Origin of the sequence: Celeribacter ethanolicus (assembly GCF_002407265.1) — a bacterium.
Lineage (GTDB): Bacteria > Pseudomonadota > Alphaproteobacteria > Rhodobacterales > Rhodobacteraceae > Celeribacter > Celeribacter ethanolicus.
Window position 1 is genome coordinate 2,011,694 of the sequence record NZ_CP022196.1, and the last position, 25,389, is coordinate 2,037,082.

The window sequence follows — 25,389 nt, forward strand, 5'->3', positions numbered from 1 at the left end:
AAATCGCGTGGCCCTCGGTGTCGCGTTCTTGTTTGCCGTCAGGAGTGAGGTTTCCCCCATGTTCGCCGTTCTGCGCGCCGCCCGCAAGTCGCTCGCCAAATTCGCGCTCGGTCTGTCCCTTCTGGGCCTAGCCGCCTGTGATCCGGGGGCTTTCCCGGTCGGGGGCGGTCCGACGATCAACACGACGAAACCGGTGCCTGTCGCCCTTCTCGTGCCCTACGAATCATCGAGCGCCGGGGATATCGCGCTGGCCACCTCGCTTGAAAACGCCGCGCGCCTCGCCATGGCCGATCTCGACGGTGTAACCATCGACCTGCGGGTCTACCCCACGGGCGGCCAGGCCGAACGTGCCGCCGCCGCCACCTCCCAGGCGGTCGCCGATGGTGCGAAGATCATCCTCGGCCCGGTCTATGGCGGCTCCGCCAAACTCGCGGGCCTCACCGCCGCCAATGCCGGGATCAACGTCCTGTCCTTCTCGAACAACCCCGAAATCGCGGGCGGCAACGTCTTCATCCTCGGCCCGACCTTCGAGAACACCGCCAACCGTCTGGTGTCCTATGCCCGCACCAATGGCAAAAGCCGCATCATGGTTGTGAATGGCAACAGCGCCGCGGAAAACGCCGGCGCGAGCGCGATCAAATCCGCGATCTCGCGCCGGGGAGCGACCCTCGCCGCAGAGCAAAGCTTCGAGATGAGCCAGCAGGGCGTCGTACAGGCGATCCAGCCGATCGCCTCCAAGGCCCGCAGCTCGGGGGCCGATGCCATCTTCTTCACCTCCGGCAATGACGGCGCCATGCCGCTTCTGGCGCAGATGCTGCCGGAAAACGGCATCAAATCGCCCAACCCGCAATATATCGGCCTGCAACGCTGGAACGTGCCTGCCTCGGCGCTGAGTCTGCCGGGACTGCAAGACAGCTGGTTCGCCATTCCCGACCAGCAACTCACCGCGAATTTCTCCGGCCATTACAGCGCCACCTACGGTCAGGCGCCGCATGCGTTAGCTGGCCTCGCCTATGACGGCATCGCCGCCATCGGCGCGCTGGTAAAATCCGGCGACCAGAACGCGCTCACCGTGCAGGGGCTGACCCGCAACTCCGGCTTCGTCGGCGTGAACGGCATCTTCCGCCTGCGCACCAACGGCACCAACGAACGCGGTCTCTCCATCGCGACCATCCAAAACAATCAGGTAATCGAGATTGACCCTGCACCAAGAGCCTTCGGTGGCGCCGGGTTCTGAGACCCCGGCACTCGCCAGTTTCCTTCCGACCCCACCGGGCACACTGATCTGTGCCGAAGAGGCGATTTTCAACGTGGCCGAGGTCGCCGCAGCGCTTGAAGCATGCTGGCAGGAGGCCTCCGACGCCGCCGCCCTGCGCAAGGCCACTGTCAAGGTTCTCGATGCAGCACAGGCGCGCGGTCGCACCGCCATCGCCAGCGCCATGACCGAGGCCCCGCGCAACGCCCGCCCCGCGCTGCGCGCCTATGCCTGGCTCACCGACTGCCTCGTGACCTCGGTGCTGTTCACCGCGATGACCCGGCTGCACCCGAACCCGAACCCGTCGGAGGGCGAACGCATCGCGGTTCTTGCCGTAGGCGGTTACGGGCGCGGAGAGATGTCACCCTATTCCGACGTCGACCTTCTGTTCCTCGCGCCGCACAAGATCACTGGCTGGATCGAAAGCGTGGTGGAGAGCATGCTCTACATGTTCTGGGACCTGCATCTCAAGGTCGGCCATTCCACCCGCACGATCCGCGACTGTATCCGGCTCGGGCGCGAAGATTTCACCATCCGCACCGCCATGCTGGAACTGCGCTTCCTGGCGGGCAACCGCAAGCTCGCGACCCAGTTGCATCAGCAATTGCGCGACGAGCTGTTCCGCAATACCGCCCGTGAGTTTATCGAAGCCAAGCTTGAGGAACGCGCCTCGCGGCACCGCAAACAGGGCGGTCAGCGCTATGTGGTGGAGCCAAACATCAAGGAAGGCAAGGGCGGGCTTCGGGACCTGCACACGCTGTTCTGGATCGCGAAATACGTCCATGGTGTGCGCAATGCCGCCGATCTGGTGAAGGCCGGCGTCTTCACCCCGGAGGAATATCGCCAGTTCGAGGAGGCGGAGACCTTCCTGCACGCGGCGCGCAATGCGCTTCATCTGATCGCCGGACGTCCGATGGATCAGCTCACCTTCGACATGCAGGTCGAGGTCGCCGACCGGCTGGGCTATATCGACCATTCGGGTCGCCCCGCCGTCGAACATTTCATGCAGGATTACTTCCGCCACGCCACCCGTGTGGGCGAATTGACCCGGATTTTCCTGACCTCGCTTGAGGCGCAGCACGTCAAACAGGAACCGGCGCTGCAACGTCTGTTCAAACGCCGCCGCAAGATCGGCGATCAATACGAGCTGGTGCACAACCGGCTCAATGTCCCCAACCGTCAGGCATTTCTGTCAGACAAGCTCAACCTTCTGCGGATCTTCGAGGAGGCCCTGCGCACCGGCTACCTTTTGCACCCGGACGTGATGCGGCTGATCTCGGCCAATCTCGGCATGATCGACAACGACATGCGCACCGATCCCGAGGCGCAGCGGATTTTCATCGACCTCTTGCTGAAACACGGCAACCCGGAGCGCTCGCTGCGCCGGATGAACGAGCTGGGCGTCCTCGGGGCCTTCGTCCCGGAGTTCCAGCACATCGTCGCGATGATGCAGTTCAACATGTACCACAGCTACACGGTAGACGAGCACACCATTCAGGTCATCTCCAACCTCGCGGAGATCGAACGCGGCGAGCTGGAAGACGCCCTGCCGGTTTCCACTCGCATTCTGAAATCCGGGATCAACCGCCGGGTACTTTACATCGCCATGCTGCTGCATGACATCGGCAAAGGCCGCAACGAGGATCATTCCGTGATCGGCGCCCAGATCGCGCGCAAGGTCGCGCCGCGTCTGGGATTGAAGCCCGCCGAATGCGAAACCGTCGAATGGCTGGTCCGCTATCACCTTCTGATGTCCGACATCGCCCAGAAACGCGACATCGCCGATCCCCGGACCGTGCGCGATTTCGCCAAGGCGGTGAAAACGCGCGAACGGCTCGACCTTTTGACCGTGCTGACCGTCTGCGACATTCGCGGCGTTGGCCCCGGCGTCTGGAACAACTGGAAAGCCACGCTGATCCGCAACCTGCACACGCAGACCGCCTATGCGCTCGAACACGGGCTCGAGGAGATCAACCGCGACGCCCGCGAAGGCGAGGCCAAGAAAGAGTTGCGCGCACGGCTAACCGACTGGAGTGCCACCGACAAACGCACCGAGTTGCAGCGCCATTACAGCACCTATTGGCAGGGCCTGCCCTTTGCTGCGCACGAGATTTTCGCCCGGCTTCTGCGCGACATTCAGCCCGACGAGATTCGCATCGACCTGCATCAGGACGAAGATCGCGACGCCACCCGCGCCTGTTTCGCACTGGCCGATCACCACGGGATTTTCTCGCGTCTCGCGGGCGCTCTTGCCCTTGTCGGTGCCAATGTGGTTGATGCCCGCACCTATACCTCGAAGGACGGCTACGCCACGGCCGTGTTCTGGATCCAGGACAAGGACGGCAACCCGTTCGAGACCACCCGGCTGCCACGCTTGCGTCAGATGATCGACAAGACGCTGCGCGGCGAGGTTCTGGCCAAGGATGCGCTCAAATCCCGCGACAAGATCAAGAAACGCGAGAGCAAATTCGACGTGCCGACCTCGATTTCCTTCGACAACGAAGGATCGGAGATCTTCACCATCATCGAGGTGGACACGCGCGACCGGCCCGGGCTTTTGTACGATCTGACTCGGGTTCTGGCCGAAAACAACATTTCCATCGTCACCGCCCAGATCGCCACCTACGGCGCGCAGGTGGTCGATGTGTTCTATGTGAAGGATATGTTCGGGATGAAACTCCATGCCGAATCCAAACGCAAATCGCTTGAGAAGAAACTACGCGAGGCCATCGTGACCGGCGCGAAACGGGCCCATTCCGAATGAAACCGATCCGCCTCGTCCGGGGCTTTGTCACCGTTGGCGGCTGGACCCTGCTCAGCCGCGTCCTGGGTTTCGTGCGCGACGCCCTGATCGCCGCCTATCTCGGCGCGGGCCCCGCTGCGGAGGCTTTTGTCGTGGCCTTCTCGCTCCCGAATATGTTCCGCCGCTTCTTCGCCGAAGGCACGCTGAACGTCGCCTTCGTGCCGCTCTTTGCCAAGAAGGTTGAGGCCGAAGAGGATGCCAAAGCCTTTGCCGAGAACACACTTTCGGTCCTGACCACGGCGTTGATCGTGCTCACGCTCCTGGCGACGCTGTTCATGCCCGCTCTGGTGACGGCCATGGCCGCCGGGTTCATCGGCGACGGGCGGTTCGACATGGCGGTCGATTTCGGTCGCATCGCCTTCCCCTATGTGCTGTTCATCTCCATGGGCGCGCTGTTTTCCGGCATGCTGAACGCCACCGGGCGCTTCGCCGCCGCCGCAGCAGCCCCGGTATTGCTCAATGTCGTGCTCTCGGTCGCCATGGTCGGTGCCGCAAAATTCGGCCTGCCGGTGGATCGCGCGCTGATCTGGGCCGTACCGGTCGCGGGGGCCGCTCAGCTTGCCGTGGTCTGGTCTGCGGCTGCCAAGATCGGCTTCAATCTGCGCCCGCGCCTGCCGCGCATGACGCCGGAGCTGAAACGGCTTCTGATCCTCGCGGGCCCCGCAGCACTTGCGGGCGGCGTCGTTCAGATCAACCTCCTGATCGGGCGTCAGGTCGCGTCCTTCTCGCAGGACGGTGCGCTTCAGTATCTCAACCTCGCCGACCGGCTCTATCAATTGCCTCTCGGCGTCGTGGCCATCGCCATCGGCATCGTGCTCCTGCCCGATCTCTCCCGCCGCCTTCAGGCCGGGGATCACGCGGGCGCGCGCCATGCCTATAACCGGGCTTTCGAATTTGCGCTCCTGCTCACGGTGCCCGCCGCCATCGCGCTGATCGTCATCCCGGAACCGCTGATTTCTTTCCTGTTCCAGCGCGGCGCCTTCACCCCAGAGGATGCCCATAAGACCGCGCTCGCGGTGATGATCTACGGCCTCGGTCTCCCGGCCTTCGTCATGCAAAAGGTGCTGCAACCGTTGTATTTCGCCCGCGAGGACACGAAGACGCCGTTCCGTTTCGCGCTTTACGCCATGGTGATCAACGCGGTGGTGGCCATCGGCCTGTCCTTCGTCATCGGCTACCTCGCCGCCGCCGTTGCCACGACGCTGGCCGCCTGGGGCATGGTCGCGCTCTTGTGGTTCGGCAAGAAGAGTATGGGCGATGAAGTCCATGCCGACGCCCGGCTGATCCGCCGCGCGCCGCGTATCCTGATCGCATCCCTGCTGATGGGGGCCCTGCTTTGGGGCAGTGAGATCGGGCTTTCACCCGTGTTCGAGCTGTCGCGCGGCTTAGGCACGCTTTTGCTCGTCGCGATCGGGATCGTCGGCTATTTCGGCATTGCTCATGTCATTGGCGCGACGCGGTTTGCCGAGTTGAAAGGCTCCGTCAAACGCGGCGGCTGACGTTCAGCGCTGGCGCAGCCGCGTCATGATCCGCCCAAACGCCCCCGGCACCATCAGCGCCGCCGTTACGAACCCCATGACAAACCCGGCGAGACGGGCCACCCAATCGCCGGAGCCCCAGCCCAGCAGCCCATAGACCAGTTGCAGCGCCATCAGCAAACCGATCAGCGTGAAGGCCCGCATCTGGTTCTGCTGCATTCGGCCCAGCCCCAGCCACAGGATGAAAGTATAGGCACCGATAAAGCCGTAAGCCGCCGGATAGGCGCCCACGAGTTGCACATTCGTGGTGAGGACCAGCCCATAGGCCAACGATCCCGCAAGCGTCGACACCACGAAGATCAGGAGCACGGCAAAATTGCCAAAGGTCTCGCCGACCATCTTGCCCAGCGCCAGAATGAACACGATGACCATCAGCGCATGCAGCATGGAATAATGCACGAAGGCATAGGTGAAAAACCGCATGACATGCTCGAACGGCCATGTGCCCTGCGCCCGCATCGCCTCGAAGATCGCATCGAAGAAACCGTAATCCTCGATGGCGGCAATCCGCCAGCCGATCGCATCTGGCCCACCGATCAGCCCGAACGCCCCGGCCTGAAACGCCAGCTCGATCCCGCCCAGCACCAGCGCAATTGCGATCACCATCGGCGGCAGCGCGTTAAACGGCACTTCCGGGCGGGAATACTCGGGATCATCGGACATTGAACGGGCCTTTCCTTGACGCTCTCGTCCCGCATAGGTAAGCCACGATCACCTATTAATCCAGTGACGGAGTTCCAGATGGACAAGCCTGCCTTCACCCCCCGCGTCTTCTCGGGGATCAAGCCTTCGGGCGGGCTCACCCTCGGCAACTATCTCGGCGCGATCAAACGCTTCGTGGATATGCAGGGCGGTGAGTTCGAAACCATCTATTGCGTGATGGATATGCACGCGATCACCGTCTGGCAAGACCCCGAGGATCTGCGTCACGCCACCCGCGAAGTCGCCGCCGGGTACCTTGCTGCGGGCATTGATCCCGACAGCTCGATCCTGACCAACCAGTGCCGCGTCCCGGCCCATGCCGAACTCGCGTGGCTGTTCAACTGTGTCGCCCGCGTCGGCTGGATGAACCGCATGACGCAGTTCAAGGACAAGGCGGGCAAGAATGCCGAAAACGTCTCCCTGGGTCTCTACGCCTACCCGTCCCTGATGGCTGCCGACATTCTGGTTTACCACGCCACCCACGTGCCTGTGGGCGAGGATCAGAAGCAGCACGTCGAACTGACCCGTGACATCGCCAACAAGTTCAACCACGATTACAAGGTCGATTTCTTCCCGGAATGCAAACCGGTGATCGAAGGCCCGGCGATGCGGGTGATGAACCTGCGCGACGGCACCAAGAAAATGTCCAAATCCGGCGAAAGCGACATGGAACGCGTCAACATGACCGATGACGCGGACACCATCGCCAAGAAGTTCAAAAAGGCCAAAACCGATCCCGAGCCACTGCCCGAGGAGATGGAAGGTCTGGCGGACCGCCCCGAGGCGCGCAATCTCGTCAACATCTACGCGGGTCTCGCCAATATGACCGGCGAAGAGGTTCTCGCGGTCTATGGCGGTCAGGGCTGGGGCGCGTTCAAACCGGCACTCGCCGAACTGGCCGTCGAGAAACTCGCGCCGATCTCGACCGAGATGGCCCGCCTGATGAACGACCCCGCCGAGATCGACCGCATCCTCGCCAAGGGCGCGGAAAAGGCGAAAGAGATCGCCGATCCGATCCTCGACAAGACCTTCGAGATCATGGGCTTCGTGCGCTGACGCTTACGAGATACCCGTCGCCCCTTTGGGGCGACATGGGGTCCGTGTGCTATAAAGCGGCCCTTCCCAAAAACAAAGGGCGCCCGATTGCGGCGCCCTTTCCGTTTCCTTTGTGCGGAAAATACTCAGACCAGCTTGACCTGCGTCCCCACGGCCACCCGGTCGTAGAGATCGACGATCTGCTCATTGTAAAGCCCGATGCACCCGTCCGACGACCGCCGCCCGATCTTTCGCGTGTCATGGGTGCCGTGAATGCGGTAATACTGCCAGGACAGGTAGAGCGCCCGTACCCCAAGCGGGTTCGCAGGCCCGGCAGGCACCGTCACAGGCAGGCTCGGGTCGCGTTCGCGCATCGAGGGGGTCGGCGTCCAGGTCGGGTTCTTCACCTTCTTGATCACCGAGGTATAGCCGCGCCGGGTCAGTTCGTCCGAAATCGGAACGGAGGTCGGGTAAAGCTTGTAACCCCCTTCCGCATCCCAAAAATGCAGCGCGCGACTCACCGTGTCGGCAACGATCGCCCCCTGCCCGAGGGTCTCGAAATGGTCGCGCCAGTCGATGGTGCGAAAGCTCGAAATATTGTTCCGGGCGTTTTGCGGGGTCTTCATCTCCTCCGGCAGGGTCAGGCCGATCTCCTCGGCAAAGCCTGCACGGGCGAGAAAGGGCGCGGTCAGCGCGGCGGCAAGAAAACTGCGACGTTTCATCACGGTCATGGCATCATCCTCTGTCCGGTATCGTTTGTTGTCGAATTGCCCTGTATGAACCCTATCGCACCGGCTCACCACAAATCACGAAGCAGTTAGTCCAGCTTCGACACCGAAATCGCGGCGACAATGTCACATTAGGGATTCAATCCCCCCGTAAGGTTCGTAAGTGCAGCATCGGAAACAGGCCCGTCCCCGCCCAAAGCGCTCGCCCTTACGCGCCCGGTGTTTGCGAGCTGATCGTTTTCCCCGACGGATCAGAGCCCATATGACCCCCGGCCCAGTGCCGGGGGTTTGCTTTGCCGCCCCCGTTCCCGTGCTTGCGTCCGGCGTCCCGCTCGGTCATCATCGCCGCAAACCGCCCCGCATGTGTCGGGACAGAAGAACTCAGGACCGAGGCCAGAATGCGCAAATTTCTCGTCATCCTCGATGACAGCCGTGAATGTCTCAACGCCATGCGCTTTGCCGCCATGCGCGCCGCGAAGACCGGCGCCGGCGTCACCATCCTGTCGATCATCCCGCCCGAAGAGTTCAACCACTGGATCGGGGTTGCCGATCTGATGCGCGAGGAGACCCGCGAGCGCATCGTCGCCCATTACGAGGTCTTCGCCAAATGGATGCGCGACCGTCAGGGCATCGACCCCGAACTGGTGATCCGTGAAGGCGAGGCGGTGCACGAAATTCTGGCCCAGATCAAGGAAGACCCTTCCATCGGGGTGCTGGTTCTCGGCGCGGGCACGGAAAAATCCGGCCCCGGCCCGCTGGTCAGCGCCATGTCGAAACAGGCGGGCTTCCTGCCGATCCCGATGACGCTTGTGCCCGGCGAAATGTCGAAGGAACGGCTGGAGGCCGTCACCTGATGCCCATGCCTTGGACCTATCGCCATTCGGAAAAGGAGTTCAAATCCTTCCTGAAAGACGCCAAGGACCGCATGGGTCATGTCATGGAGAGCGACAACATGACCTACACCGCCGTCGATGGCGTGTTGCAATGTTTTCGCCGCCGCCTGACCCCGCCCCAGGTGATCGCCTTTGGCGATGTCATCCCCTCGACGCTGCGTGCCATGCTGGTTTACAACTGGCGGGTCGATGCCGTCCCCCTGCCCTTCGGCAGCCGGGCGGAGATGATCCGCGAGGTGCAATCGGTGCGCAAGGAGCATAATATCACGCCCCTGAACGTCATCGAGGCTACGGCCTATGCGCTCTGGCGCCATTGCAACCATCGCGATCTCGAACGCGTGCTGGCGCAAATCGGGCCCGAGGCGGTCACGTTCTGGCATGTCGCCGGGGTCAGCCCCCGCGATCTCGAACAGCGGATCATTTGACATCCGGTTTAGAACCGTTCTAAATATTGACTTTCGGCGCTGAAAAGCGCATATCCGACCTGATCACTAAGGAATACGCGCCATGTTCATCCAGACCGAATCCACGCCGAACCCCGCCACGCTGAAATTCCTGCCCGGCCAGACCGTTCTGGAAACCGGCACGGCGGATTTCACCACGCCCGAGGCCGCAACCGCCTCGTCCTTGGCCACGCGCATCTTCAAGGTCGGCAATGTCACCGGCGTGTTCTTCGGCTCCGATTTCGTCACCGTCACGAAAGACGAAGCCACCGACTGGGACCATGTGAAACCGGCGATCCTCGGCGCGATCATGGAGCATTTCCAATCCGGAGACCCGGTGATGGAGGGCGAGAGCACCGCCCCTGCCGGTCATGCCGATCACGACGGCCCGGACAGCGAGATCGTCCAGCAGATCAAGGAACTTCTGGACACCCGCGTGCGTCCGGCTGTGGCGCAGGACGGCGGCGACATCACCTTCCACGGTTTCGATCGCGGCATCGTCTACCTGCATATGCAGGGCGCCTGCGCGGGCTGCCCCTCCTCGACGCTCACGCTGAAAATGGGCATCGAAAACCTGCTGCGCCATTACATCCCCGAAGTGCTCGAAGTGCGCCCGGTCGCGGCCTGAGATCGACCGCGTGGCCACTCGCGTGTCCGATCTGACGCCGGAGGATCTGGCCGCGCTGCATGCGGCCTGTTTCACCACACCACGCCCTTGGTCCGCGAAGGAATTCGCGGACCTTCTTACGTCTCCCACCGTGTTTCTGGTGACCGGCGAGGGCCCCTCCTTCGCCCTCGGGCGCGCCGTGGCGGGAGAGGCCGAGCTTCTCACCCTCGCCGTCGCCCCCGAGGCCCGAGGTCGCAGCCTCGGACGGCTTGCCTTGCAGGACTACGAGGCCGAAGCCCGCGCGCGCGGCGCAGAGGATGCCTTTCTCGAGGTCGCCACCGACAACACCGTCGCGATTTCGCTCTATCTCTCGGAAGGTTATTGCGAATCCGGGCGGCGCAAGGGCTATTACGCCCCCCCCGAAGGGCCGAAAATCGACGCTCTGGTGTTCACAAAGCGCATAAAACAGACGTAACCCTACGTCACACTGTGCGCAGACCCGCAATCCCCGGAGGAACTGCGACCGATTGGTCAAATATGGTAAAATGTGTATTGACCCCCGGACAGGGACACGCCCTAATCCGGGTCAAGGTGCGCGTGTTGCGCGCTTACACGGGTCATGACGTGACCGCTGCGGGAAAGGTCCCGGAGGCGGCATGGGATGCCCCCAATACAAGTACCTGAACGGGAGATTACCATGACCCTGATGAAAAGCTTTCTCGGCGCAGCCGCCGCTCTGGCGCTGACCTCCGGCACCGCTCTGGCCGACCCGGCGATCATCTTCGACCTCGGTGGCAAGTTCGACAAATCCTTCAATGAAAGCTCCTACAACGGGGCCGAGCGCTGGAAAGCCGAAACCGGCGGTTCCTATCGTGACGTCGAACTGCAATCCGACGCCCAGCGCGAACAGGCGCTGCGTCGCTTCGCCGAAAACGGTTTCAACCCGATCGTGATGGCCGGTTTCTCCTTCTCCACCGCGCTCGAAACCGTGGCTCCCGACTTCCCGGACACGAAATTCGTCATCATCGACGGCGTGGCCGACGCACCGAACGTGCGCTCCATCGTGTTCAAGGAAGAGGAAGGTTCCTATATCGTCGGCATCGCCGCCGCCTATGCCGCGAAAGGCGACACCGTCTCCTTCGTCGGCGGCATGGACATCCCGCTGATCTCCAAATTCGCCTGCGGCTATGCTCAGGGCTTCAAATCCGTGAAACCCGACGGCAAGGTCATCGTCAACATGACTGGCACCAAGCCCGAAGCCTGGAACGACCCGGTGAAGGGCGGCGAGCTGACCCGCGCGCAAAAAGCGGCTGGCTCCGAAGTGGTCTTCGCGGCGGCGGGCGGCACCGGTCTCGGCGTGCTGCAAACCGCAGCGGACGAGGGCATGCTCGCCATCGGCGTCGACAGCAACCAGAACTTCCTGCAGCCGGGTCACGTCCTGACCTCGATGGTCAAGCGCGTCGACAACGCCGTCTATGACGCCTTCATGCAGGGCGAAGACCTGGAAACCGGTCTCTTCGTTATGGGGCTCGCGAATGACGGCGTCGGTGCCGCCATCGACGAATACAACGAAGCCCTGATCACCCCGGAAATGAAAGCCGCGATGGACGACGCCACCGCGAAGATCATCTCCGGCGAGGTCGTGGTGCATGACTACATGTCCGACGAAACCTGCCCGGCCTTCGACAAACCGGGTGAGTAAGTCTCACATGAGCGCTCAGAACGAGGCGGGGCGGCAGGAGACTGTCGCCCCCACCGCATCCGCCACCGCCCCCTCTGTCCCTGCGATCGAGCTGCGCGGCATTTCCAAAGCGTTCGGCCCGGTACAGGCCAACAAGGACATCGCAATCTCGGTGGCCAAGGGCTCGATCCATGGCATCATCGGCGAGAACGGCGCGGGCAAATCCACGCTGATGTCGATCCTCTACGGGTTCTACAAGGCCGACAGCGGCCAGATCCTGATCAACGGCAAAGAGGTCCAGATCGCCGACAGCCAGGCCGCCATCGCCGCCGGCATCGGCATGGTGTTCCAGCATTTCAAACTGGTGGAAAACTTCACCGTTCTGGAAAACGTCATTCTCGGTGCCGAAGACGGCGGGCTGTTGAAGCCCTCTCTGGCAAAAGCCCGCAAGCTTTTGAAGCAACTCTCTGACGAATATGAATTGTCCGTCGATCCGGACGCCCTGATCGAAGAACTCTCCGTGGGCCACCAGCAGCGGGTCGAGATTCTCAAGGCGCTCTATCGACAGGCGGACATCCTGATCCTCGACGAGCCGACCGGCGTTCTGACGCCTGCCGAGGCCGATCACCTCTTCCGCATTCTCGAAGGGCTGAAGGAACAGGGCAAGACGATCATTATGATCACCCACAAGCTGCGCGAGATCATGGAGATCACCGACACGGTCTCCGTGATGCGCCGCGGCGAGATGACCGCCACCGTGAAGACCTCCGAGACCTCGCCCGAGGAACTGGCCGAGCTGATGGTCGGTCGCAAGGTCTTGCTGCATGTCGACAAGAAACCGGCCACCCCCGGTGCGCCGGTGGTTCAGATCGAGAACCTGCGCGTCATCGACGAGCAGAAGGTCGAGCGCCTCAAGGGCGTGTCCTTCGAGGTGCGCGCAGGCGAGATCGTCGGCATCGCGGGCGTCGCGGGCAACGGCCAGACCGAACTTCTGGAGGTGCTGGGCGGCTATCAGAACGGCACCGGCAAGGTCGTGATGAACGGCCAGGAGATCGACCTCTCCGGCAAGCACTCGAACGGCCAGACCCGCCGCGCACGCGGCATCGCCCATGTGCCGGAGGACCGCCATGACGAGGGTCTGATCCTCGAATTCCAGGCTTGGGAAAACATGGTGTTCGGCTATCACCACGCGCCGGAATACCAAAAGAACGCGCTTTTGATGGACAATGCGGGCATCAAGGCGATGACCCAGAGCAGCATGGACAAATTCGACGTCCGTCCGCCCAACCCGAAGCTCGAGGCGAAATCCTTCTCCGGCGGCAACCAGCAGAAAATCGTGCTGGCCCGCGAGATCGAGCGCAACCCGGACCTGTTGCTGGTCGGTCAGCCGACCCGCGGCGTCGACATCGGCGCCATCGAATTCATCCACCAACAGATCGTGGCGCTGCGCGATCAGGGCAAGGCGATCCTTCTGGTCTCCGTGGAACTCGATGAAATCCTGTCGCTCTCTGACCGGATCATCGTCATGTTCGACGGCCAGATCATGGGCGAACGCATCCCCGCCGAGACCAACGAGGGTGAGCTTGGCCTGATGATGGCCGGGATTACCGACACGAAACATGAGACGGCGGGGGCAGACCAATGAGCAAAATGCCGAAATGGGCGGATGCCATCCTCATTCCGCTGATCTCCATCCTGATCGCCTTCTTCTTTTCCGGCGTGGTGATCTGGGCCATCGGCAAAGATCCGATCATGGCGATCAAAACCATGGTGCAGGGCGCGTTCGGCTCGACCCAAGGGGTCGGCTACACGCTCTACTACGCCACGAACTTCATCTTCACCGGTCTCTCCGTGGCGGTCGCCTATCACGCCCGGCTGTTCAACATCGGCGGCGAGGGGCAGGCGACCTTGGGCGGGCTTGGCGTCACGCTGGTCTGCCTTTCGGTGCCGTGGCCGCACTGGGCGCTCGCGCTTCCGGCGGCGATGATCGGCGGGGCGCTGTTTGGCGCGGCCTGGGCCTTTATCCCGGCCTGGCTTCAGGCCAAGCGCGGCAGCCATATCGTCATCACCACGATCATGTTCAACTACATCGGCGCCGCTCTGGTGGGCTATGTCATCCTGAACATCCTCAAAGTGCCGGGCTCCATGCTCACGGAGAGCGCGCGTTTCCCGGCAGGGGCACACCTGCCGACCTTCCATGAAATGCTGGCCCCCTTCGGCATAAGTTTCAACAAGAACGCGCCGGCGAACATGTCCTTCCTCGTGGCCATTCTGGCCTCCGTCGCCTTCTATGTGCTGATCTGGCGCACCCGTCTCGGCTATGAAATCCGCGCCTATGGCCAGTCGGAATCGGCGGCGAAATATGCGGGGATCAATCCAGCGCGGATCGTGATCATCGCCATGCTGATCTCCGGCGCGCTCGCCGGTCTCATGGCGATCAACAACGTGATGGGCGAGGCCGAGCGCCTGATCGACAACGCGGTCGAGGGCGCGGGCTTCATCGGCATCGCGGTGGCGCTCATGGGACGCAACCATCCGATCGGCATTTTCCTCGCTTCGATCCTGTTCGGCTTCCTCTATCAGGGCGGTGCGGAACTGGCATTCTGGGAATCGATCCCGCGCGAGCTGGTCGTGGTGATCCAGGCGCTGGTGATCATGTTCACCGGCGCGCTCGACAACATGGTGCGGGTGCCGCTTGAAAAGCTGTTCCTCGCGTTCAGCAAAAAGAAGGAGGCGTAAGATGGACTATCTCACGATCATCCAGATCCTCGACAGCTCCGTGCGTCTCGCGACGCCCCTGCTTCTGACCTGCCTCGCCGGTCTGTTTTCCGAACGCGCGGGCGTGGTGGACATCGGGCTTGAGGGCAAGCTGCTCATCGCCGCCTTCCTCTCCGGCGCAGCCGCCGCCGTGACCGGCTCGATCTGGATCGGGCTTCTGGCAGGGGTTGCGGGCTCTCTCGCCTTCTCGATGATCCACGGGCTGGCCTCGATCACCTTCAAGGGCGATCAACTGATTTCCGGCGTGGCGCTCAACTTTCTCGCCGCCGGTCTCACCGTCGTCGTCGGCCAAAGCTGGTTCCAACTCGGCGGGCGCACCCCGTCCCTGAGCGGTGACGGACGTTTTGCCCCGTGGAACCTGCCCTTCTCCGACGCCATGGCGAAAATCCCGGTGATCGGTCCGGCCTATGACGAGCTGATCTCCGGCCACACCGCGCTCACCTATCTGGCGCTTCTGGCGGTGCCGCTGTCCTGGTGGGTGCTGTATCGCTCCCGTTTCGGTCTGCGCCTGCGCGCCGTGGGCGAAAACCCCAGCGCCGTGGACACCGCCGGGATCTCCGTCGTGCGCCTGCGCTACGCGGCTCTGGTGATCGCCGGTGTGCTCTGCGGTCTGGCAGGCACCTATCTCGCCTCTCTGGCGGCAGGTTTCGTCAAGGATATGTCGGCGGGGCGTGGTTATATCGCACTCGCGGCCCTGATCTTTGCGAAATGGCGTCCGTGGTATGCGCTCTGGGCGACGCTGCTGTTCGGCCTTCTGGAGGCCATCGGCAACCGCTATCAATCCATCGCCTTGGGCGACATCGTCATCCCGGTGCAGTTCATGCAGGCCCTGCCCTACATCCTGACCGTGATCATCCTCGCCGGTTTCGTCGGCAAGGCGATCCCGCCGCGCGCCAGCGGTCAATCCTATGTGAAGGAACGCTGAAACCCCGTTTCAGCCCTTCTGAAAACGGGCCTTCGGGCCCGTTTTTTACATCGCCGCCCCGGCTCTTGATTTGACGCGCCCGGCAAATCATTGCATTGCTGAAAGAAAGCCGACGCGAAAGACCCGCACATGCAGATTTTCCTCCCCATCGCAGAAGTCTCGGTCAACGCCTTCACCCTTCTCGGGCTGGGCGGTATCGTCGGCGTTCTCTCCGGCATGTTCGGCGTCGGTGGCGGCTTTCTCATCACGCCCTTGTTGTTCTTCGTCGGTATTCCGCCCGCCGTGGCTGTCGCCACCTCCGCCAACCAGATCGTCGCCTCCTCCGTCTCCGGCGTGCTCGCGCATTTCAAGCGCAAGACCGTCGACATCAAGATGGGCGTGGTTCTGCTGATCGGCGGTCTTGTCGGCTCCGCCATCGGCATCCAGATTTTCAACATGCTGAAAGCGCTTGGGCAGGTCGATCTGCTGGTGACGCTCTGTTACGTCGTCTTTCTCGGCATCATCGGCTTTCTCATGCTGATCGAGTCGATCCGGGCGATCAGACGCGCCAGAGGCCGCCCCGGCGGACGTCCCGCGCGCAAAAAACACCTCTGGGTCCACACCCTGCCCTTCAAGATGAAGTTTCGCGCCTCCGGGCTCTATATCTCCGCCATTCCGCCCATCGCCGTCGGCGTCATGGTCGGCATGCTCGGCGCGGTGATGGGCGTGGGCGGCGGCTTCATCATGGTGCCTGCGATGATCTACATCCTCGGCATGCCCACCAAGGTGGTGATCGGCACCTCGCTGTTTCAGATCATCTTCACCGCCGGGTTCACCACGCTGCTGCACGCCTACACCAACCATACGGTCGATGTGCTTCTGGCCTTCCTCCTGCTGGTCGGCGGTGTCATCGGGGCGCAGATCGGCACCCAGATCGGGCTGAAACTCAAAGCCGAACAGCTCCGCATCGCGCTTGCCCTTCTGGTGCTCGCCGTTTGCCTCAAGCTCGGGATCGACCTGTTGATCCCGCCCAAAGATCTCTATTCGCTGGGGTCGTGATGTCTCGGATTTTCGCCCTTCTCCTCCTTTGCCTCCTGCCCTTTGGCGCGCAGGCCGAACAGGTGGTCGCCGCCCTGTCGCAGACCCGCGTCTCTGTAAACGCCAATTTCGACGGCTCCGAAATTCTCGTGTTCGGCGCGGTGAAGCGTGACAAGCCCGTCCCGACGGACAGTCCGCTCGACGTGATCATCACCGTCGCCGGACCGGAACAGGTGGAAACCATCCGCCGCAAGGATCGCCGGTTCGGCATCTGGATCAATGTCGAGGCCCAGGTCATCGGCCATACGCCGACCTTCTACACCGTCGCCTCGACCCGTCCGATTGCCGACATCCTGCCGCCCCTGACCGACAGCCTTTGGAAGATCACCGCCGACAAACGCATCCTGCCCGCCATGCGTGGCAACCCGGCGCGCGAAGCCTTGATCGAACTGCGGCAAAAAGACGATCTCTACCGCACCCGCGAGGGCGAGGTCGTATTGAGCGCCGACACGCTGTTCGACACTTCCATCGCGCTGCCCGCCAACATCGTCGAAGGCGCCTATGCCACGCGGATTTTCCTTGTCCGCGACGGTGAAGTGATCGACAGCTACGGCACCTCGATCAATGTCCAGAAGGTCGGGATCGAGCGCTGGCTCTACAACCTCGCCTATTCTCAGGCGCTGATCTACGGCCTCATGGCGCTGGCGATCGCCGCGCTCTCCGGCTGGGCCGCTTCCGAGGTGTTCCGCCTGATCCGGCGTTGAAGCAAAGCGGTCGGCCTTTCTCCGGGATGTCTCAGGTGAAAAGCCCGGCGCTTCAAACGTCCTTGTCGAATCCCATGTCCGTCTGCGGCTCAAGCTTCAGAGGCGCGGCCGTTTTCGCGGTCAGATCGGCGATGGACAGCGGCCCCGAGGGCTTTGCCAGCATCGACCGCGTCACCCAGAAAAGCCGCGTTTCCGCCCGGGTGATCGCCACATAGGCCAGACGTTTCCACAAGGGAATCCCCGCCTCCGTCCGTCCGGCCCGCGCAGCAGCGTAAAGATCGGGGGCGAAGACCTGGACATTCTCCCACTGGCTGCCCTGCGCCTTGTGGATCGTCACCGCCGCCCCATGCAAAAACGCCGCCCCCATACGAGCCGCGTAGGGGATGAACGGCTCTTCCTCGTCCGGGAATTCGATTTTCACGATGGAGGCCGCCGAGATGTTCGGGTCCTCCGCCCCCATCACATGCAGCCGCGAGAACCCCGGCTTGCGCCCCGGCCCGAGATAGACCACCTGCGCGCCTTTGATCAGCCCCCGCGCCTCAAGATCGAGGCGTTTCTTGCGATGCTTCATCGGCAATTCGATCCCGTCGCAGATCAGCGGCTCGCCGGGCAAAAGCGCATCTTCTGGCGCGTCAAACACTTTGCGAAACGCCTGGATCAACCGAATGCGCGTCGCATTGCGCCAGACCAGAACCGGCGAGCGCGCCATCAGATCGCTTTCGACCCTTTGCGCATAGACCACCCGGTCGTCGCGCCGCGCGGCGTCTTCGATCATACGTTCGAATTGCTCGAAACTCAGTTGCGGGTCTGCCAGCGCATGCGCCAGATCGAGGATCGGACTGTCCGCTTCCTGCCGGTGAATGCGGTGCAGGATATGTTGTTTTTCCTCGGGCAGGCTCTCGAACACCATCTCGCCCGACTGGTTCACCGGCGCGAGCTGCGCCGGGTCGCCGAACAGCACCAGCGTTGGAAAAATTTCCTGCAAATCCTCGAACTGGCGTTTGTCCAGCATCGAGCTCTCGTCGATGAAACCGATGTCGAGCGGATCTTCGCGACGTTTCCAACCGGTGATGAAATCCGACCCCCGAAGCCCCGCCGCCGCCAGCGCGCCGGGGATGGATTTGTTGTTCTGATAAAACGCATAGGCCCGGTCGAGCGCCGCGTCGGTCAACCCCTCGATGTTGAGCCCCTCGAGATCGGGTCGGTTGCCATTGCCCGCCAGCCATTCCGCGATGGCCTCATATTCCGGGTCATAGACCGGAGTGTAGAGAATGCGGTGGATCGTCGTCGCGGGCACGCCGCGCGAGCGCAGCACGGAGGCTGCCTTGTTGGTCGGCGCGAGGATGGCCAGCGTGCGCCGTTCCTTGCGCTTTTTGCCTTCCCAATCGCCAGAGACGATCTCCACGCCTGCCGCGTCCAGTGCCTTGTAAAGCTCTGAAAGCAAAAGCGTCTTGCCCGACCCGGCCTTGCCGATCACGGCACAGAGCTGGTTCGTCACCGCGGCTTGCGGCGTGATGATCCCATCTTCAAGGTCGATCCCCACACGTGCGAGCATCGAGGTGATGGCATCAAAGGCTTCGGCCTGATCGGTGGAGAAGGTCAGCGTCATGCGGGGAACCATAAAGGTCCCCCGCAGGGTCCGCCAGAGGGATCAGGCGATCGCGCGCCGATCCTCGACAAAGGGATGATCGAAGGCGTCATGAAACCAGCGTTTCGAGGTCTCACGGTCGATCCCGGCCTTTTCCAACGTCGGGACAAACACATCCTCGTGCATCTCCCAAAGCCCGACACCGACCGCCTCGCGGCCCTCGCCCGAGCGGCCGAGCACATCGGGTTTGAGCCCCATCAGGGAATAGATGCGCTCCATGCGCGGGTCGAACACGCCGACGAAATGCTTGAGATGGAATTCCTCCATGATCTCCCCCGCGCCGAGCGTCAGCGCGGCGGTCACCTGGCGATCCGCACCGGGAGCGAGGCAGAATCGCGTGCATTCCCAGATGAACGGGCTTTCGATCCGAACCCCGTCGGTCAGGAACAGGAAGTGATCGTTCACCATCGTGTCCCCCGTCGTCGGCAGAAAGCGCATCGAGCCACCATGGGTGCCGTCGGCTTTCTGCCAGATCACATAGAGCGGGTTGATTTCGTCGTATTCGTCACGTTCCTCGCCCGCCGCATTGACATGCACGTCCCATCCGAGACGGCGTTTGAACTGGTCGGCGCGGTCCCGGAACATGGTGTCGCGCAGCAGCGGGAAATGGCAAAGGTCTTGTCCGTAAATATAGCGCAGCATTGGGATATCTCTCCTGTCTCCGTCAACTTGACTGGACGCTAGCGTCCAAGAGTTAACCATATCCTAGCCACAGCGTGCGCAGCCCCTTTGCAGCGCCGCAGGAGCGCTTTCGGAGCATTTTTTGGCAGAAAATCCGCACAACCCTACGTCAATCGGCACTCAGACGATGATCAACCCCAAGGAGAGCGCCCGCGCCACCGCATGGGTCGTGTTCATCGCCCCCAGCTTGTGCCGGGCCGATTCGATATAGACCCTGAGCGTGTGCTCGGAAATACCCATCTCCGCCGCCGCCTGCCCCCGGCTGAGCCCCCTGGCGATCAGCGTGATGGCCGCGGTTTCCCTGGGCGACAGGGCCGGGCCGCTCTGCACCTCTCCCGGAGCATCGAAGGACAGCGCCTTCTTGTTGAACTCATGTGCCACGATCATCAGGTCACGCTCATAGCGCGAGATGAACCGTTCCCATTGGTCGTCAGTGGCATTGTGATTGAGGTTCAACAGGGCGAACTGACCGTTCGGCCCCCGCAACGGGATGGTGTAGCCCTGATTTCCGACCCCGTGATCCAACGCGTCGCGAAAAAACGCCTTGGCCGCCTTCGAGGACCAGTCCAGTTGTTTCCAGTTCACGGGGGTGAAACGCTGGAAACAGCCGAACAGCACCGGGTCCATCCGCAGGTAGTCTTTTTCGAGATAACGATCGACCCAGTCCGAGGAATAGGTGCCGGCGCCGAACCGTTCGCCCACGCTGTTTACCCAATGGTAAACAACATGGGTGATGTTCAGGAGATCACGCAGCCCGACGGTTGCCTCCTGAAACCCTTCAAACGTGTCAACTTGCTGAATAACCTCCAGAAAGTCTTGCAACTCCGTCGCCATGCACCCCCGCCTGTTCTGACAACGCGGCCTGATCCTTGTTCGACAGTTCCGCGGCCACGACAAGACAGGTATCCGCAATCTGTTCGGCGCTCGATTTCAGCCCGTTCTGCTCCGCGAATGTCCGCAGATCTGTGAGTACATCAAGAATCCAATCGTTGCGCATGTAAACCCTCTTTCGGCGTTCGCGTGGATGCATTTTCAACTTTAGGCATCGAATTTGCATTTTGGTATTCGCGGTTTCACCCTCCCCATAAATGGCGAGGCAGAATCAGATAACTGAATGAATTCAAATATTCCGTTAATTCTCACGGGCTTGAGAAGGGAGATGCCGACAATTTCAAGAATCGCAATGCCCGATTCCCGGTCAAGGCCGAGATCAACCCATAGTTGCGCAAATCCAACAGTCAAAAAAATCCCGCCCTCTTGACGAAAGGGCGGGACATTTCATGACGTCAGATGCTGACGGGATGGCCTTATTTGCCGGCGTCAAGCACATCCTGCAGCGTGTGCAACCCGGTTTTCGGCGCCTGCACCAACACCGCCATATTGCCCGGCTTGTGCTGGTTCTTCAGCATCTTCATATGTGCCGCAGGGATCTCGTCATAGGTGAAGACCTCCGACATGCAAGGGTCGATCCTGCCGTCGATCACCAAACGGTTGGCCGCAGCCGCCTGTTTCAGGTGGGCGAAGTGCGAGCCCTGCAAACGCTTCTGGTGCATCCAGATGTAGCGCACGTCGAAAGTACAGTTGAACCCGGAGGTCCCCGCACAGATCACCACCATGCCGCCCTTCTTGCAAACGAAGGAGGACACCGGGAAGGTCGCTTCACCGGGGTGTTCGAACACCATGTCGACATTGTTGCCTTTGCCGGTGATGTCCCAGATCGCCTTGCCGAACTTGCGCGCTTCCTTGAACCACGCGGCATATTCCGGCGTGTTCACGGTCGGCAGTTGCCCCCAGCAATCGAACTCCTTGCGGTTGATGACGCCCTTGGCGCCCAGCCCCATGACGAAATCGCGCTTGTCCTCGCCGGAGATCACCCCGATCGCATGCGCGCCTGCCGCCTTGGCAAGCTGGATCGCAAACGACCCAAGCCCGCCCGAAGCGCCCCAGACCAGAACCGTCTGACCGGGTTTCAGATCGTGCGGCGCGTGGCCGAACAGCATCCGGTAGGCGGTCGCGAGCGTCAGTGTGTAGCACGCGCTCTCTTCCCAGCTCAGATGCTTCGGACGCGGCAGAAGTTGCTGCGCCTGCACCCGGGTGAACTGCGCGAAAGAGCCGTCCGGCGTCTCGTACCCCCAGATACGCTGGGACGGGGAGTACATCGGATCGCCGCCGTTGCATTCTTCATCGTCGCCATCGTCTTGGTTGCAATGGATCACGACCTCGTCGCCCACTTTCCAGTTTTTGACGCGATCCCCAACGGCCCAGACGATGCCCGAGGCATCGGACCCCGCGATATGATACTCCGCCCCGTGACCGTCGAAAGGGGAAATCGGCACACCGAGACCGGCCCAGATGCCATTGTAGTTCACGCCCGCCGCCATCACGAGGACAAGTACCTCGTGGCTGTCGAGTTTCGGCGTGTCCACCACCTCGTTCTTGAAGGAGGTTTCCGGCTCGCCGTGACGTTCGCGCCGGATCGCCCAAGCGTACATCTTCGGCGGCACATAGCCCATCGGCGGGATTTCCCCGATCTCGTAGAGCTCTTTCTCTTCGGCCTCATAGGCCGGCTGGTTGGTGTCGAGCGCCATGTCGTGTCCTCCAAATTTCTTCTCAAGCCTGGCTCTGGGTCGCGTTCCTGACCCCGGTTGAGCTTGCCTTGAAACACCCTCCTGTGCCGCGATGCAGAATCGCAGCGTCTGACATGGTGATACGCTCATGAAAGCAATTATGCAATGCTGTAGCTATCATTTTTGAAATTATATAACCGAGCAAACGCAGAAAAACATGATAAATTCAAATAAATCAAAGCTCTCATCTGAAAATTCAGAAAGAAATATCCTTACGTCACATGGAGAACCATGAAATTTTCCTGCTCCGCCGCGTTGCGGCGAATTGACATTGGCACATTATTCCACGCATAAGACATTCTGAGAAATATTGTTGCACGCAACAGATCTGACACGCGAAGGGGAGGCTTGCGATGACCGAGACGGCACATGAGGTGAAAAAGGAGCGTCCAGCCAAAGATCGTCCTTGGCTCTTCCGCACCTATGCGGGGCACTCGACCGCCAAAGCCTCCAACGCGCTCTATCGCACCAACCTGTCCAAGGGGCAGACCGGCCTGTCGGTCGCCTTCGACCTGCCGACCCAGACCGGCTATGACAGCGATCACGAGCTGGCCAAGGGCGAAGTGGGCAAGGTCGGTGTGCCGGTCGCGCATCTGGGCGACATGCGGATGCTGTTCAATGAGATTCCGCTCGAACAGATGAACACCTCGATGACGATCAACGCCACGGCGCCTTGGTTGCTCGCGCTCTATATCGCGGTCGCAGAGGAACAAGGCGCGGATATTTCCAAGCTTCAGGGCACGGTGCAGAACGACATCATCAAAGAGTATCTGTCGCGCGGCACCTATGTCTGTCCGCCGCGCCCGTCTTTGCGGATGATCACGGATGTGGCCGCCTATACGCGCGAGCATCTGCCGAAATGGAACCCGATGAACGTCTGTTCCTACCACCTGCAAGAGGCGGGCGCGACGCCGGAGCAGGAACTGGCCTTCGCTCTCGCCACAGCCATCGCCGTTCTGGACGACCTGAAGGAGAAAGTGCCTGCCGAGGCCTTCCCCAATATGGTTGGACGCATCTCCTTCTTTGTGAACGCAGGCATCCGGTTCGTCACCGAGATGTGCAAAATGCGCGCCTTTGTCGAGTTGTGGGATGAGATCACCCGCGAACGCTACGGCGTCGAGGACCCGAAATTCCGTCGTTTCCGCTATGGCGTTCAAGTCAACTCGCTGGGCCTCACCGAGCAGCAACCGGAAAACAACGTCTATCGCATCCTGATCGAAATGCTCGCCGTGACCCTGTCGAAAAACGCCCGCGCCCGCGCGGTGCAGTTGCCTGCCTGGAACGAGGCGCTTGGCCTGCCGCGTCCCTTCGATCAGCAATGGTCGCTCAGGATGCAACAGATTTTCGCCTATGAAACGGACCTCTTGGAATATGAAGACCTGTTCGACAACAACCCCGCCGTGGAGCGCAAGGTGGCCGAGCTGAAAGACGGTGCGCGTGCCGAGTTGGAAACGCTCGACGGTATGGGCGGCGCGATTGAGGCGATCGAATATATGAAATCTCGCCTTGTGGAGGCCAATGCCGAACGCATCGCGCGGATCGAGGCGGGCGAGACCGTCGTCGTCGGCGTCAACAAATGGACCACCGGCGAACCCTCGCCGCTCACCGCAGGCGACGGGGGCATCATGAAGGCCGATCCGAAGGCGGAAGCCGACCAGATCGCCCGCCTCACCGCTTGGCGCGAAACCCGCGACGAAGCGGCGGTGCAAACCGCTCTCAAGGAGCTGCGGGAGGCGGCCGCCAACGGCGTCAACGTCATGCCAGCCTCGATCAAAGCCGCGAAAGCGGGGGCCACGACCGGCGAATGGGGCGACGTGGTCCGCGCGGCCTTTGGCCAGTATCGCGGCCCGACCGGCGTCTCCGCCAACCCGTCGAACCGCACCGAGGGCTTGGACGAGATCCGCGAAGAGGTCGCCCGCGTATCGGCCTCTCTGGGCCGCAAGCTCAAGTTCCTCGTCGGCAAGCCCGGTCTCGACGGCCACTCCAACGGCGCCGAACAGATCGCCGCGCGAGCCCGCGATTGCGGTATGGACATCGCCTATGAGGGCATCCGCCTGACCCCCGCCGAGATTGTCGCCGCCGCCAAGGCCGACGATGCCCATGTGGTGGGGCTGTCGATCCTGTCGGGCTCGCATATCCCGCTTCTCGAGGAGCTGATGCGGCAGATGAAGGAGGCGGGGTTGGCTCACATCCCCGTGGTCGCGGGCGGCATCATCCCCGAAGAGGACGCCGAGCACCTGCGCGCCATCGGCATCGCCCGTGTCTATACGCCCAAGGATTTCGAGTTGAACCGCATCATGTTCGACATTGTCGCCCTGGTCGATCCGGCTGCACAGGCCGCCGAGTAAACGCGCCAGACCTCCCCATGTCACACGGCCCGGTCACGTCTTGCGGCGTGGCCGGGCTTCGTTCTTCTGCATGAGAGGAAACCAGCCCACCACCGGATTGTCTCCTTTACCCCGGTCGTCTCCACCGTTAGAGGCCTCTCCACCCAGAAGTTGAAGAGAGAGCCGGGATGGGACATCTGCAAAAATCGCTCCGCCGGATCGAGACCCATTATCGCAACAGGAAAATCACCAGGGCAATCGACGCAACCGGCTTCTGGTTCATCGACATTCCCCGCACCTCCTCGACCTCGATCCGGGCCGAGCTTGGCAAGCGATTTGGCCCCATTCACGGCAAGCGCAACGTGATCGAGGCGGAACATGCGACAGAGCAGGTCCTGCCCGAACATCTGAGCGCCCGTGAAATGCAGGAAATCACCGGCCCCAAGGTCTGGGCCAGCCTCTACAGCTTCAGCATCGTACGCAATCCGTTCGAGCGGCTCCTGTCCTTTTACAATTACATGCAGAAATGCGGCGATCTTCCGACCAGTTGGAGTTATGCCGAATTCGTCGCCCGCCATGTCGAGGCCTCGCCCGCGACCCCCTATCTGGGCTATTTCGGTCTGCGCCGCACCGCCTGCGATTTCGTGCTCGATGCCGAGGGCACCCCACTGGTCACCGAGATTTTCCGCTTCGAGAACCGCACCGAGGCGATCACCCGCATCGGTCAGAAGATCGGTTTTCCGGAGCTTGGCACGCTCCATGTGCAAAAGGCCTCGCCCATGGGACAGGATTATCGCCTCGCCCATGACGACAAGACCCGCGCCCTGCTCGAAGACTTCTATGCCCGGGACCTGGCATATTTCGGCTATAGCTTCTGAACCAGAACGGAACAAAAACCGCGGTTGCAATCTATACAATCCTCGCCGGGGCTGGCTTT

Annotated in this window: 23 protein-coding genes; 16 read left to right on the top strand and 7 right to left on the bottom strand. The window is 61.8% G+C overall.

The annotated features are described in order from the left end of the window. Nucleotides 1-58 precede the first annotated feature (58 nt). The 3 genes from CEW89_RS09935 to murJ are packed head-to-tail and all read left to right on the top strand — an operon-like array spanning nt 59 to nt 5,557. Nucleotides 59-1,237, top strand: coding sequence for a penicillin-binding protein activator (locus CEW89_RS09935; RefSeq protein ID WP_066710982.1), 1,179 nt, complete (start codon nt 59-61; stop codon nt 1,235-1,237). Continuing rightward, nucleotides 1,197-4,019 (top strand): [protein-PII] uridylyltransferase, encoded by a 2,823-nt coding sequence (locus CEW89_RS09940; RefSeq protein WP_096805805.1) that lies wholly within the window; start codon nt 1,197-1,199, stop codon nt 4,017-4,019. The genes CEW89_RS09935 and CEW89_RS09940 overlap by 41 nt, the downstream gene beginning before the upstream one ends. Next, nucleotides 4,016-5,557, top strand: coding sequence for a murein biosynthesis integral membrane protein MurJ (gene murJ, locus CEW89_RS09945; protein WP_096805806.1), 1,542 nt, complete (start codon nt 4,016-4,018; stop codon nt 5,555-5,557). The genes CEW89_RS09940 and murJ overlap by 4 nt, the downstream gene beginning before the upstream one ends. Before the next feature lie 3 nt (nt 5,558-5,560). On the opposite strand, the gene CEW89_RS09950 is transcribed toward murJ, so the two are convergent. Then, on the bottom strand, nt 5,561-6,259 hold the full coding sequence (locus CEW89_RS09950) for a rhomboid family intramembrane serine protease (protein ID WP_066710976.1): 699 nt from the start codon (nt 6,257-6,259) through the stop codon (nt 5,561-5,563). Nucleotides 6,260-6,337: 78 nt separating this feature from the next. Here CEW89_RS09950 and trpS point away from each other — a divergent pair, with 78 nt between their 5' ends. After that, the gene (gene trpS, locus CEW89_RS09955; protein ID WP_066710974.1) at nt 6,338-7,354 is read left to right on the top strand and encodes a tryptophan--tRNA ligase; all 1,017 of its coding nucleotides are present in this window, start codon (nt 6,338-6,340) and stop codon (nt 7,352-7,354) included. 125 nt (nt 7,355-7,479) lie between these two features. Here the strand turns inward: trpS and CEW89_RS09960 are convergent, their stop codons facing one another. Then, on the bottom strand, nt 7,480-8,064 hold the full coding sequence (locus CEW89_RS09960) for a L,D-transpeptidase (RefSeq protein ID WP_066710971.1): 585 nt from the start codon (nt 8,062-8,064) through the stop codon (nt 7,480-7,482). A 395-nt stretch (nt 8,065-8,459) separates the two neighbouring features. On the opposite strand from CEW89_RS09960, the gene CEW89_RS09965 reads away from it, so the two are divergent. The 10 genes from CEW89_RS09965 (at nt 8,460) to CEW89_RS10010 (ending at nt 17,169) form a co-directional block, all read left to right on the top strand. Further along, nucleotides 8,460-8,915 (top strand): universal stress protein, encoded by a 456-nt coding sequence (locus tag CEW89_RS09965; RefSeq protein WP_066710968.1) that lies wholly within the window; start codon nt 8,460-8,462, stop codon nt 8,913-8,915. Continuing rightward, on the top strand, nt 8,915-9,379 hold the full coding sequence (locus tag CEW89_RS09970; protein WP_096805807.1) for a DUF2267 domain-containing protein: 465 nt from the start codon (nt 8,915-8,917) through the stop codon (nt 9,377-9,379). Before CEW89_RS09965 ends, CEW89_RS09970 begins: the two co-directional genes overlap by 1 nt. A gap of 82 nt (nt 9,380-9,461) precedes the next feature. Further along, on the top strand, nt 9,462-10,025 hold the full coding sequence (locus CEW89_RS09975) for a NifU family protein (RefSeq protein WP_096805808.1): 564 nt from the start codon (nt 9,462-9,464) through the stop codon (nt 10,023-10,025). 10 nt (nt 10,026-10,035) lie between these two features. Beyond that, nucleotides 10,036-10,479 carry a GNAT family N-acetyltransferase gene (locus CEW89_RS09980; protein ID WP_238379811.1) on the top strand — a complete coding sequence of 148 codons (444 nt, stop codon included), beginning with the start codon at nt 10,036-10,038 and terminating at the stop codon, nt 10,477-10,479. A 222-nt stretch (nt 10,480-10,701) separates the two neighbouring features. Next, a complete protein-coding gene (locus CEW89_RS09985) occupies nt 10,702-11,706 on the top strand; it encodes a BMP family lipoprotein (protein ID WP_066710961.1) in 1,005 nt (334 codons plus the stop codon). 7 nt (nt 11,707-11,713) lie between these two features. Beyond that, nucleotides 11,714-13,330: an ABC transporter ATP-binding protein gene (locus CEW89_RS09990; protein ID WP_096805809.1), complete on the top strand. Its 1,617-nt coding sequence runs from the start codon at nt 11,714-11,716 to the stop codon at nt 13,328-13,330. After that, on the top strand, nt 13,327-14,424 hold the full coding sequence (locus CEW89_RS09995; RefSeq protein WP_066710957.1) for an ABC transporter permease: 1,098 nt from the start codon (nt 13,327-13,329) through the stop codon (nt 14,422-14,424). The genes CEW89_RS09990 and CEW89_RS09995 overlap by 4 nt, the downstream gene beginning before the upstream one ends. Nucleotide 14,425: 1 nt before the next feature. Next, nucleotides 14,426-15,388 carry an ABC transporter permease gene (locus CEW89_RS10000; protein WP_066710956.1) on the top strand — a complete coding sequence of 321 codons (963 nt, stop codon included), beginning with the start codon at nt 14,426-14,428 and terminating at the stop codon, nt 15,386-15,388. A gap of 129 nt (nt 15,389-15,517) precedes the next feature. Then, nucleotides 15,518-16,426 carry a sulfite exporter TauE/SafE family protein gene (locus CEW89_RS10005; RefSeq protein ID WP_066710955.1) on the top strand — a complete coding sequence of 303 codons (909 nt, stop codon included), beginning with the start codon at nt 15,518-15,520 and terminating at the stop codon, nt 16,424-16,426. Then, the gene (locus CEW89_RS10010) at nt 16,426-17,169 is read left to right on the top strand and encodes a TIGR02186 family protein (RefSeq protein ID WP_198403400.1); all 744 of its coding nucleotides are present in this window, start codon (nt 16,426-16,428) and stop codon (nt 17,167-17,169) included. The genes CEW89_RS10005 and CEW89_RS10010 overlap by 1 nt, the downstream gene beginning before the upstream one ends. 52 nt (nt 17,170-17,221) lie before the next feature. On the opposite strand, the gene CEW89_RS10015 is transcribed toward CEW89_RS10010, so the two are convergent. From CEW89_RS10015 to ccrA, 5 genes are all read right to left on the bottom strand, one after another. Continuing rightward, the gene (locus CEW89_RS10015) at nt 17,222-18,790 is read right to left on the bottom strand and encodes an ATP-dependent DNA helicase (RefSeq protein WP_198403401.1); all 1,569 of its coding nucleotides are present in this window, start codon (nt 18,788-18,790) and stop codon (nt 17,222-17,224) included. A 30-nt stretch (nt 18,791-18,820) separates the two neighbouring features. After that, the gene (locus CEW89_RS10020) at nt 18,821-19,459 is read right to left on the bottom strand and encodes an acyl-homoserine-lactone synthase (protein ID WP_066710950.1); all 639 of its coding nucleotides are present in this window, start codon (nt 19,457-19,459) and stop codon (nt 18,821-18,823) included. Nucleotides 19,460-19,618: 159 nt separating this feature from the next. Beyond that, nucleotides 19,619-20,332 (bottom strand): helix-turn-helix transcriptional regulator, encoded by a 714-nt coding sequence (locus tag CEW89_RS10025; RefSeq protein ID WP_066710947.1) that lies wholly within the window; start codon nt 20,330-20,332, stop codon nt 19,619-19,621. Then, nucleotides 20,286-20,495, bottom strand: a complete 210-nt coding sequence (locus tag CEW89_RS20800) for a hypothetical protein (RefSeq protein WP_155846245.1) — start codon at nt 20,493-20,495, stop codon at nt 20,286-20,288. Before CEW89_RS20800 ends, CEW89_RS10025 begins: the two co-directional genes overlap by 47 nt. Before the next feature lie 310 nt (nt 20,496-20,805). Then, the gene (gene ccrA, locus CEW89_RS10030; RefSeq protein WP_066710945.1) at nt 20,806-22,086 is read right to left on the bottom strand and encodes a crotonyl-CoA carboxylase/reductase; all 1,281 of its coding nucleotides are present in this window, start codon (nt 22,084-22,086) and stop codon (nt 20,806-20,808) included. Between the two features lie 392 nt (nt 22,087-22,478). Here ccrA and CEW89_RS10035 point away from each other — a divergent pair, with 392 nt between their 5' ends. Next, nucleotides 22,479-24,473: a protein meaA gene (locus CEW89_RS10035; RefSeq protein WP_096805811.1), complete on the top strand. Its 1,995-nt coding sequence runs from the start codon at nt 22,479-22,481 to the stop codon at nt 24,471-24,473. 167 nt (nt 24,474-24,640) lie between these two features. Next, nucleotides 24,641-25,330 (top strand): sulfotransferase family 2 domain-containing protein, encoded by a 690-nt coding sequence (locus tag CEW89_RS10040; protein WP_096805812.1) that lies wholly within the window; start codon nt 24,641-24,643, stop codon nt 25,328-25,330. Nucleotides 25,331-25,389 lie beyond the last annotated feature (59 nt).

What these genes read in the sequence shown, in the direction of transcription:
- CEW89_RS09935 (WP_066710982.1), top strand. Translation starts at nt 59, where the DNA reads ATGTTCGCCGTTCTGCGCGCCGCCCGCAAGTCGCTCGCCAAATTCGCG.
- murJ (WP_096805806.1), top strand. Translation starts at nt 4,016, where the DNA reads ATGAAACCGATCCGCCTCGTCCGGGGCTTTGTCACCGTTGGCGGCTGG.
- CEW89_RS09950 (WP_066710976.1), bottom strand. Translation starts at nt 6,259, where the DNA reads ATGTCCGATGATCCCGAGTATTCCCGCCCGGAAGTGCCGTTTAACGCG.
- trpS (WP_066710974.1), top strand. Translation starts at nt 6,338, where the DNA reads ATGGACAAGCCTGCCTTCACCCCCCGCGTCTTCTCGGGGATCAAGCCT.
- CEW89_RS09960 (WP_066710971.1), bottom strand. Translation starts at nt 8,064, where the DNA reads ATGACCGTGATGAAACGTCGCAGTTTTCTTGCCGCCGCGCTGACCGCG.
- CEW89_RS09965 (WP_066710968.1), top strand. Translation starts at nt 8,460, where the DNA reads ATGCGCAAATTTCTCGTCATCCTCGATGACAGCCGTGAATGTCTCAAC.
- CEW89_RS09970 (WP_096805807.1), top strand. Translation starts at nt 8,915, where the DNA reads ATGCCCATGCCTTGGACCTATCGCCATTCGGAAAAGGAGTTCAAATCC.
- CEW89_RS09975 (WP_096805808.1), top strand. Translation starts at nt 9,462, where the DNA reads ATGTTCATCCAGACCGAATCCACGCCGAACCCCGCCACGCTGAAATTC.
- CEW89_RS09985 (WP_066710961.1), top strand. Translation starts at nt 10,702, where the DNA reads ATGACCCTGATGAAAAGCTTTCTCGGCGCAGCCGCCGCTCTGGCGCTG.
- CEW89_RS09990 (WP_096805809.1), top strand. Translation starts at nt 11,714, where the DNA reads ATGAGCGCTCAGAACGAGGCGGGGCGGCAGGAGACTGTCGCCCCCACC.
- CEW89_RS09995 (WP_066710957.1), top strand. Translation starts at nt 13,327, where the DNA reads ATGAGCAAAATGCCGAAATGGGCGGATGCCATCCTCATTCCGCTGATC.
- CEW89_RS10000 (WP_066710956.1), top strand. Translation starts at nt 14,426, where the DNA reads ATGGACTATCTCACGATCATCCAGATCCTCGACAGCTCCGTGCGTCTC.
- CEW89_RS10005 (WP_066710955.1), top strand. Translation starts at nt 15,518, where the DNA reads ATGCAGATTTTCCTCCCCATCGCAGAAGTCTCGGTCAACGCCTTCACC.
- CEW89_RS10010 (WP_198403400.1), top strand. Translation starts at nt 16,426, where the DNA reads ATGTCTCGGATTTTCGCCCTTCTCCTCCTTTGCCTCCTGCCCTTTGGC.
- CEW89_RS10015 (WP_198403401.1), bottom strand. Translation starts at nt 18,790, where the DNA reads ATGGTTCCCCGCATGACGCTGACCTTCTCCACCGATCAGGCCGAAGCC.
- CEW89_RS10020 (WP_066710950.1), bottom strand. Translation starts at nt 19,459, where the DNA reads ATGCTGCGCTATATTTACGGACAAGACCTTTGCCATTTCCCGCTGCTG.
- CEW89_RS10025 (WP_066710947.1), bottom strand. Translation starts at nt 20,332, where the DNA reads ATGGCGACGGAGTTGCAAGACTTTCTGGAGGTTATTCAGCAAGTTGAC.
- CEW89_RS20800 (WP_155846245.1), bottom strand. Translation starts at nt 20,495, where the DNA reads ATGCGCAACGATTGGATTCTTGATGTACTCACAGATCTGCGGACATTC.
- ccrA (WP_066710945.1), bottom strand. Translation starts at nt 22,086, where the DNA reads ATGGCGCTCGACACCAACCAGCCGGCCTATGAGGCCGAAGAGAAAGAG.
- CEW89_RS10035 (WP_096805811.1), top strand. Translation starts at nt 22,479, where the DNA reads ATGACCGAGACGGCACATGAGGTGAAAAAGGAGCGTCCAGCCAAAGAT.
- CEW89_RS10040 (WP_096805812.1), top strand. Translation starts at nt 24,641, where the DNA reads ATGGGACATCTGCAAAAATCGCTCCGCCGGATCGAGACCCATTATCGC.